Below are 8565 nucleotides of genomic sequence, written 5' to 3' on the forward strand. Positions count from 1 at the left end.
GCTCGGCGACGTCGACGATCTCGCAGCCGCCGTGGTACCGGGCGCCGGGATACCCCTCCGCGTACTTGTTGGCGAGCGGCGAGCCGAGGGCGGCGAGGACGGCCGGCGAGGTGAAGTTCTCGGCGGCGATCAACTGGAGGGTGGTGGCCTGCCGGTCCAGCTCCCCGAGCAGGATCTCGGCGAGCTCGGGATCCTGCCGCCTCAGTACATCGACAGCGCCCTCAGGGGCGTGGGTGACCGACATGGTGGACTCCGGGCGTCGACAGTCACGTAGGTCCAATGTAGGCCGGGGTGGTCGGGGGCGCCCGCTGTTGTACGGCGGCCGTATGGGGCCTGTGGTCAGGCGCCCGGAGTCACGTACGCGCCGTCACACCCGTCAGCGCCGTGACGACCGGATCCAGCGCCTGGTGTATCTCGTCGCCGATCGAGCGGAAGAACGGCAGCGGTGCCCCGTACGGGTCGTACACCTCGTCCGCCTCGGCCGTCGGCGCCAGGAGCCACCCGCGTAGAGCGGCCGCCGCCCGCACCAGCGCGCGGGCGCGGGCGACCACGCCCTCCTCCAGCGGAGGCAGCGTGGCCGGGTCTATGGCCCGCACCAGACGGGTGAACTCCTTCAGCGTGAACGTCCGCAGACCCGCCGAGTGGCCCATGGAGATGACCTGGGCGCGGTGGTCCCGGGTGGCCGTCAGGACCAGGTCGGCGCGGATCACATGCTCGTCGAGCAGCTCCCGGCCGACGAACCCGGTCGCGTCCGCACCGAAGTCGGCCAGCACCGTCTCGGCGTTGGCCTCCATGGGCGCGCCCTCGTGGCCCCAGGTGCCCGCGCTCTCCACGATCAGCCCGCCGCCCAGGATGCCGAGCCGTTCCTGCACGAAATGCCGGGTCAGCCGCTCGGTGATCGGCGAGCGGCACACGTTGCCGGTGCTGACGTGGAGGATGCGGAAGGTGTCCCTCGGGAATCCGAACGTGGTCGTCTCTTCCCCGCTGCCTATGCCACGCCCCGCGTCAGGGGCTGTCAATTGGCCACCTCGAGGTCGGGTACGACCTTGCGCAGCTCGTCCGGCGAGATTGCGCCCTCGCGCAGCAGGACGGGCACCGGGCCGGTGACGTCGACGATGGAGGACGGCACGTTGCCGGGGGTGGGGCCGCCGTCGAGGTAGACGGAGACGGAGTCGCCGAGCATCTGCTGGGCGGCGTCGCAGTCCTCCGGCGCCGGGTGGCCGGTGAGGTTGGCGGAGGAGACGGCCATGGGGCCGACCTCCGTCAGCAGCTCGATGGCGACCGGGTGCAGCGGCATGCGCACGGCAACGGTGCCCCGGGTGTCGCCCAGGTCCCACTGCAGGGACGGCTGGTGCTTGGCGACCAGCGTGAGGGCGCCCGGCCAGAAGGCGTCGACGAGCTCCCAGGCCAGCTCGGAGAAGTCGGTGACGAGACCGTGAAGGGTGTTCGGGGAGCCGATCAGGACGGGGGTGGGCATGTTGCGGCCCCGGCCCTTGGCCTCCAGCAGATCGGAGACGGCCTCGGAGGAGAACGCGTCGGCGCCGATGCCGTACACGGTGTCGGTGGGCAGGACCACCAGTTCGCCACGGCGGACGGCGGACGCGGCTTCGCGCAGACCGGTCACACGGTCGGTCGCGTCGTTGGTGTCGTATCGCCGTGCCATATCAGCGGGCCTCCTCGTACACGAAGTACACGTACTGCTGTGGGGAAGGGTTCGGGATGCTCACGGCAGCGCCTTGCGGGCGGTCGCGAAGCGCGGCCGGTTGTTGAGGTCCGGGTGATCGGCGGCGTCGGCCCAGCCCCGTTCCTCCGTGAAGATCCACGGCACCTGGCCGCCCTGGGTGTCGGCGTGCTCGATGACGACGACACCGCCGGGGCGCAGCAGCCGGTGCGCGGTGCGTTCCAGGCCGCGGATGAGCTCGAGGCCGTCCTCGCCGGAGAACAGGGCCAGCTCGGGGTCGTAGTCGCGCGCCTCCGGAGCGACGTACTCCCACTCCGTGAGCGGGATGTACGGCGGGTTGGAGATGACCAGGTCGACCTGGCCGTCGAGGTCGGGGAAGGCGGTCAGGGCGTCACCCTGCCGCAGATCGACCCGCGAGCCCTCCACGTTCTTGCGGGTCCACCGCAGCGCCTCCTCCGACAGCTCCACGGCGTGCACACGGGAGCGCGGCACCTCCTGGGCGAGGGCGAGCGCGATGGCACCCGAGCCGGTGCACAGGTCGACGATGAGCGGCTCGACGACATCCATGGCACGCACGGCGTCTATGGCCCACCCGACCACCGACTCGGTCTCGGGACGCGGCACGAAGACGCCCGGCCCGACCTGCAGCTCCAGGTACCGGAAGAAGGCGCGCCCGGTGATGTGCTGCAGCGGCTCGCGCTGCTCACGGCGTGCGACGACCTCCCAGTAGCGGGCGTCGAAGTCGGAGTCCTTCACGGAGTGCAACTCGCCCCGCTTCACACCGTGCACGAACGCGGCGAGCTCCTCCGCGTCGTTGCGCGGCGAGGGCACGCCGGCGTCGGCCAGCCGCTGGGTGGCCTGAGCTACCTCAGCGAGCAGCACGCTGCGGGGGCTTGGGGGTCGCCCCCCAAATGATTGCTGCACGCTCGTCCTCCGTGTACTCGTGAATGCCTTACGCGGCTGCGAGCTTGGCGGCCGAGTCCGCGTCGACGCAGGCCTGGATCACCGCGTCGAGGTCGCCGTCCAGGACCTGGTCCAGGTTGTACGCCTTGAAGCCGACGCGGTGGTCCGAGATGCGATTCTCCGGGAAGTTGTACGTACGGATCTTCTCGGAGCGGTCGACGGTGCGGACCTGGCTGCGGCGGGCGTCGGCGGCTTCCTTCTCCGCCTCCTCCTGTGCCGCGGCGAGCAGCCTGGAGCGCAGGATACGCAGTGCCTGCTCCTTGTTCTGCAGCTGGCTCTTCTCGTTCTGGCAGGAGGCGACCACTCCGGTGGGGATGTGGGTGATGCGCACCGCGGAGTCGGTCGTGTTGACGGACTGGCCGCCCGGGCCGGACGACCGGTAGACGTCGATCCTCAGGTCGTTCGGGTTGATCTCGACGTCGACCTCCTCCGCCTCGGGCGTGACGAGCACACCGGCCGCGGAGGTGTGGATACGGCCCTGCGACTCGGTGGCCGGCACCCGCTGCACGCGGTGCACGCCGCCCTCGTACTTCAGCCGGGCCCAGACCCCCTGCCCGGGCTCGATCTGCCCGCGCGCCTTCACCGCGACCTGGACGTCCTTGTAGCCGCCCAGCTCGGACTCGGTGGCGTCGATGATCTCGGTCTTCCAGCCCGCCCGCTCGGCGTACCGCAGGTACATGCGCAGCAGGTCGCCGGCGAACAGGGCGGACTCGTCGCCGCCCGCGCCGGCCTTGATCTCGAGGATGACGTCCTTGTCGTCGCTGGGGTCGCGCGGGACCAGCAGCAGCCGCAGCTTCTCCGTCAGCTCCTCGCGCTGCTGCTCCAGCTCCTTGACCTCGGCGGCGAACTCGGGGTCGTCGGCGCCCAGTTCGCGGGCCGTCTCGATGTCGTCGCCGGACTGCTTCCAGGAGCGGTACGTGGCGACGATCGGGGTCAGCTCGGCGTAGCGCTTGTTCAGCTTGCGCGCGTTGGCCTGATCGGCGTGGACCGACGGGTCGGCGAGCTTCTTCTCCAGGTCGGCGTGCTCGGCGACGAGCTCCTCGACGGCCTCGAACATCTCTGGCTCCTGTGGTGCGTACGTGGGTGAAGGGGCGGGCGACCAAAAACGCCGGTCCCGGCACGCCGAAGAAGGGCGCGGCCGTGGACCGGCGAAATGGGGCTCGCTACTTCTTGGAGCCGGCAGCCTTGCCGAAGCGGGCCTCGAAGCGGGCCACACGGCCACCGGTGTCGAGGATCTTCTGCTTGCCCGTGTAGAACGGGTGGCACTCGGAGCAGACCTCGGCCCGGATGGTGCCGGACTGGATCGTGCTGCGGGTGGTGAACGACGCGCCGCAGGTGCAGCTGACCTGCGTCTCGACGTACTCGGGGTGGATGTCGCGCTTCAAGGTGTCTCCTAGTTTCGGGAGGGCGCCGGGTCGCTGCCGCGGGATGCGGGAGCGTGAACCGGAGCCGACGTACCAGTCTGCCAGGACTGGGGCCATCCCCCAAAACCGGGGGTTGGTGTGGGGTATTCCCTGCGGGTTGTCTTGGGCTTGTCGCGCAGTTCCCCGCGCCCCTATGGGGCGCTTACGACGCCCTTGGCTTCGCCCGTTGCCGTGCCCTCCGTTGCCGACTTCGGGATCGGCCTGTCGTTCTTGAGGGCGGTCCAGACCTGCTGGGCCTTGGGCTCGTCCAGGAGGACGCGGTTCGGGTCGGCCGGGTCGTACTGGACCGGCATGGTCACCATGTGCATCTTCGACGTGCTGATGCCCTTGAGGCCGTTGGCCCAGGACACGAGGGAGTTCACCGAGCCCAGGCCGGAGTCGGTCGTCACGGCCTTGGTCGCGGTGTCGGCGAGGTCGTACAGCTTCTTCGGGCTGGTGAACAGGCCGACGTCCTTGACCTGCTCGACCAGCGCCTTGATGAAGGCCTGCTGGAGCTGGATGCGGCCGAGGTCGGAGCCGTCGCCGACGCCGTGCCGGGTGCGGACCAGGCCGAGGGCCTGCGCGCCGGTGAGCTTGTGCGTGCCGGCCTCGAGGTTCAGATGGCTGTCGGGGTCGTCGATGTCCTCGGTCGTGGTGACCGTGACGCCGCCCAGCTCGTCGACCAGCTTCTGGAAGCCGCTGAAGTCGACCTCCAGATAGTGGTCCATGCGGATGCCGGTGAGGGACTCGACGGTCTTCACGGCACAGGCGGCGCCGCCGGTGGTGTACGCGGAGTTGAACATCACGCTCGTCGCGGCGTCATGCGTGGTGCCGTCGGTGTCGGTGCACTCCGGGCGGTCGATGAGGGTGTCGCGCGGTATGGAGACGACGCTGGCCTTCTTGCGGCCCTCGTAGAGGTGCACGATCATCGCCGTGTCCGAGCGGGCGCTGCCGTCGTCGGTGCCGCCGCCGAGGTCCTGGTTGCTGCCGGAGCGGGTGTCCGAGCCCAGGACCAGGATGTTCTCGGAGCCGTTGTCGACCTTCTCGGGCCGGTCGCCGCCGAGGGCGTGGTCGATGTCGACGCTGTTGATGTTGCCGTTGAGCTTGAAGTACACGTACCCGAGGCCGGTGCCGCCGAGGACGACGATGCCCGCCGCGGTCCAGGCCGTGATCAGCAGGCCCTTGCCGCGGGACTTGCGGCGGCCCGGGGCGCGATGGCGCGGGCCGGTGGTGCCGGGCTCGCCCGGTATGCCGGGCTCCGGCGTGCTCTCGGCAGACATGTGCTCCTCGGTTCTCGTCGGGTCGGTTACCCCCTGCGGTGAGGAACAGGCGTGTACCGCACCATCGTCGCTCCGTACGGTCAGACGGGGAAACCCGGCACAGGGTTGCACAGAAGACTGTGAAGGGCCGCCCCCGTCACCTCGGTGACGGGGGCGGCCCTCAGGTTGCCGTGTGCTGGACGGCTCAGTCGCCGTTGCCCGGCGTCGGCGTCGTCTTCTGGATCTGCATCAGGAACTCGGCGTTCGACTTGGTCTGCTTCATCTTGTCGAGCAGCAGCTCGACCGCCTGCTGCTGGTCGAGCGCGTGCAGCACCCGGCGCAGCTTCCAGACGATGGCGAGCTCCTCGCTGCCGAGCAGGATCTCTTCCTTGCGGGTACCGGACGCGTCGACGTCCACCGCCGGGAAGATGCGCTTGTCGGCGAGCTTCCGGTCGAGCTTGAGCTCGGCGTTACCCGTGCCCTTGAACTCCTCGAAGATCACCTCGTCCATGCGGGACCCGGTGTCCACCAGGGCGGTGGCGAGGATGGTCAGCGAGCCGCCGTCCTCGATGTTGCGGGCCGCACCGAAGAAGCGCTTCGGCGGGTACAGGGCGGTCGAGTCGACACCACCGGACAGGATGCGGCCGGAGGCGGGCGCCGCGAGGTTGTACGCACGGCCCAGACGCGTGATCGAGTCGAGCAGGACGACGACGTCGTGGCCCAGCTCCACCAGCCGCTTGGCGCGCTCGATGGCGAGCTCGGCGACCGTGGTGTGGTCCTCGGCCGGGCGGTCGAAGGTCGAGGAGATGACCTCGCCCTTGACCGACCGCTGCATGTCGGTGACCTCTTCCGGACGCTCGTCGACGAGGACGACCATCAGGTGGCACTCGGGGTTGTTGTGCGTGATCGCGTTGGCGATCGCCTGCATGATCATGGTCTTGCCGGTCTTCGGCGGGGCCACGATCAGACCACGCTGGCCCTTACCGATGGGCGAGACGAGGTCGATGATGCGGGTGGTGAGGACGCCGGGATCCGTCTCCAGACGGAGCCGGTCCTGCGGGTACAGCGGCGTCAGCTTGTTGAACTCCGGTCGGCCGCGGCCGTGTTCGGGCGCCATGCCGTTGACGGAGTCCAGGCGGACCAGCGCGTTGAACTTCTCGCGCCGCTCGCCTTCCTTGGGCTGACGGACCGCGCCGGTGATGTGGTCGCCCTTGCGCAGGCCGTTCTTGCGGACCTGGGCGAGGGAGACGTACACGTCGTTCGGACCGGGCAGGTAGCCCGACGTACGGATGAAGGCGTAGTTGTCGAGGATGTCCAGGATGCCCGCGACGGGGATCAGGACGTCGTCCTCGGCGATCTGCGGCTCGGCGCCCATCTCGTCGCGGCCACGACGGCCCCGGCGGTCGCGGTAGCGGCCGCGACGGCCCCGGCGGCCGCCCTCGAAGTCGTCGTCGTCCTGCTGACGGTCCTGGCGGCCGCCCTGCTGGCCCTGCTGCTGGCCGCGCTGCTGACCGCCCTGCTGACCGCCCTGCTGGTCGTCGCCCTTACGGCGGTCCCGGTCGCGGTCCCGGCCGCGCTCGCGGCGGTCCCGGCGGCGGCCCTCGGCGCCCTCACCGGCGTCGCCCTTGGCCTCGCCCTGCGGCTGCTGCTGCGCGGGTGCCTCGGCCTTCGGCTCGCTCTTCGCCTCGGCGGTGACGGTCTCGGGGCTGCCGGCCTCGGCGGTGGCCCGGCGACGACGGCGCTCCGCGGGGGCGTCGTCTCCCCCACGCTCGGCTTCTCCCCCACGCTCGGCTGCGCTCGCGCGGGAGGGGCCCCCAGCCGGCTGGCCGGGGATCTCGATCTGCTGCTGGGCCACGGCCTTCTCGGCGGGCGCCTCGGCCCTCTTCTCGGCCTTCGCGGTCTTCTCGGCGGGCGCTTCCTCACCCGTGCGCGCCTTGGAGGTGGCGCGGCGCTTGGGCTTGGTCTCGGCGGCCTCGGCGCTCTTCGCCGGGGCTCCGCCTCCGGCCTGCGCCTCCTTGATGACCTCGATCAGCTGGCTCTTGCGCATACGCGCGGTGCCCCTGATGCCGAGGCCGGATGCGACCTGCTGCAGCTCGGCCAGCACCATGCCCTCGAGGCCGGTACCGCGGCGCCGCCGGGAGCCGGCACCGGTGGCAGGCGCGGAGGCGTCCGTGGCGGGCGCGGCAGCGGTCTCCTCGACACGTGCGCCCATCAGATCGGTGGTGTCGCTCACGAAGGGTCCTTCCCTGGAGCGGACGTCGGCCTGTCTGGCTCGGCGACCGGTTGTGCTGTCCGGCTTCGGTCCTTGCTGTGCGAACCGTGCCGGGGCGGTGGTCCGCCTAAGCGGCGGAAGAAATATCTGGTGATGGCGCTTCCTCGAGCCGTGGCACCCAGTGTCACGTGGCGTGGTCGCACCGGTTCCGGAGCGTGCCCGTCGGACCGCTCAGTGTCGGCGTACGACGTACTGCCCGCGTACGAGGTACAAAACACAGTGCGGCTTGGGGGGCTCCCGGAAGAATGTCTGTCCCGGACTGGGACACGAGGCACCTCGCCATGGTGGGGTCGGGTGCAGACTTGAGGTTAACACTACCGGATCCAACAAACATTCCCCCTCTCCAAATCCGGCAATCGCATGCACTTAATCGGAACCGGAGGGCGCGAGCGGCAGCACGCTCGCTCCCTGCAGATCGAGCGCGAGCCGGTTCGCGGCCCAGCCCTGACCTGCGAGCTGTTCCACCTTGTCGGCCGTTCCCGCGTCGGCCAGCGCCATCACCGTGGGTCCGGCGCCGGAGATCACGGCGGGAATGCCGTCGGCCCGCAGCCGCTCGACCAGCGCCGCGCTCTCGGGCATGGCGGGCGCGCGGTACTCCTGGTGCAGGCGGTCCTCGGTGGCGGCCAGCAGCAGCTCGGGGCGCCTGGTCAGGGCCTCGACGAGCAGGGCGGCCCGGCCTGCGTTGGCGGCGGCGTCGACGTGCGGCACGGTGCGCGGGAGCAGTCCGCGCGCGGTCTGGGTCAGCACCGGCTTCCCGGGCACGAAAACCACCGGAACGATGGAATCGGCGGGCTCCATCCTGATCGCCCGCGCGCCCCCGGCCTCCATCCAGGAGAGCGTGAAACCGCCCAGTAGACAGGCCGCCACGTTGTCCGGGTGGCCCTCGATCTCGGTGGCGAGTTCGAGCAGGGCCGTGTCGTCGAGCTTTGCCTCGCCACCTATGGTCACGGCCCGCGCGGCGACGATGCCGGCGCAGATGGCAGCCGA

At 70.4% G+C, this 8565-nt stretch carries 8 protein-coding genes and 1 pseudogene; all 9 read right to left on the reverse strand.

Features of this window, described 5'->3' with window-relative positions; all coding sequences use genetic code 11:
• Window positions 1–244 (reverse strand): annotated as a pseudogene (locus ACTWQJ_RS40320) (serine hydroxymethyltransferase); the annotation flags it as partial.
• Window positions 245–353: 109 nt separating this feature from the next.
• A complete protein-coding gene (locus tag ACTWQJ_RS40325; RefSeq protein WP_385515220.1) occupies window positions 354–1019 on the reverse strand; it encodes an arsenate reductase/protein-tyrosine-phosphatase family protein in 666 nt (221 codons plus the stop codon).
• On the reverse strand, window positions 1016–1663 hold the full coding sequence (locus ACTWQJ_RS40330; protein ID WP_443311400.1) for an L-threonylcarbamoyladenylate synthase: 648 nt from the start codon (window positions 1661–1663) through the stop codon (window positions 1016–1018). The genes ACTWQJ_RS40325 and ACTWQJ_RS40330 overlap by 4 nt, the downstream gene beginning before the upstream one ends.
• A 60-nt stretch (window positions 1664–1723) precedes the next feature.
• Complete coding sequence (prmC, locus tag ACTWQJ_RS40335) at window positions 1724–2563, reverse strand: peptide chain release factor N(5)-glutamine methyltransferase (RefSeq protein ID WP_443311401.1); 840 nt, start codon at window positions 2561–2563, stop codon at window positions 1724–1726.
• A gap of 70 nt (window positions 2564–2633) precedes the next feature.
• Complete coding sequence (gene prfA, locus ACTWQJ_RS40340) at window positions 2634–3701, reverse strand: peptide chain release factor 1 (protein WP_443311402.1); 1068 nt, start codon at window positions 3699–3701, stop codon at window positions 2634–2636.
• 106 nt (window positions 3702–3807) lie between these two features.
• Window positions 3808–4029: a 50S ribosomal protein L31 gene (rpmE, locus tag ACTWQJ_RS40345; protein WP_059301453.1), complete on the reverse strand. Its 222-nt coding sequence runs from the start codon at window positions 4027–4029 to the stop codon at window positions 3808–3810.
• Window positions 4030–4199: 170 nt separating this feature from the next.
• On the reverse strand, window positions 4200–5327 hold the full coding sequence (locus tag ACTWQJ_RS40350; RefSeq protein WP_443311403.1) for an LCP family protein: 1128 nt from the start codon (window positions 5325–5327) through the stop codon (window positions 4200–4202).
• A gap of 184 nt (window positions 5328–5511) precedes the next feature.
• Entirely contained in the window at window positions 5512–7539 is a 2028-nt protein-coding gene (gene rho, locus ACTWQJ_RS40355; RefSeq protein ID WP_443311404.1) for a transcription termination factor Rho, read from the reverse strand.
• A 405-nt stretch (window positions 7540–7944) separates the two neighbouring features.
• A partial coding sequence (locus ACTWQJ_RS40360; protein ID WP_443311405.1) for a homoserine kinase occupies window positions 7945–8565 on the reverse strand: 621 nt, incomplete at its 5' end.

This window comes from Streptomyces sp. KR55 (genome assembly GCF_052245645.1).
GTDB lineage: Bacteria > Actinomycetota > Actinomycetes > Streptomycetales > Streptomycetaceae > Streptomyces > Streptomyces flavusporus.

What these genes read in the sequence shown, in the direction of transcription:
- ACTWQJ_RS40330 (WP_443311400.1), bottom strand. Translation starts at nt 1,663, where the DNA reads ATGGCACGGCGATACGACACCAACGACGCGACCGACCGTGTGACCGGT.
- prfA (WP_443311402.1), bottom strand. Translation starts at nt 3,701, where the DNA reads ATGTTCGAGGCCGTCGAGGAGCTCGTCGCCGAGCACGCCGACCTGGAG.
- ACTWQJ_RS40350 (WP_443311403.1), bottom strand. Translation starts at nt 5,327, where the DNA reads ATGTCTGCCGAGAGCACGCCGGAGCCCGGCATACCGGGCGAGCCCGGC.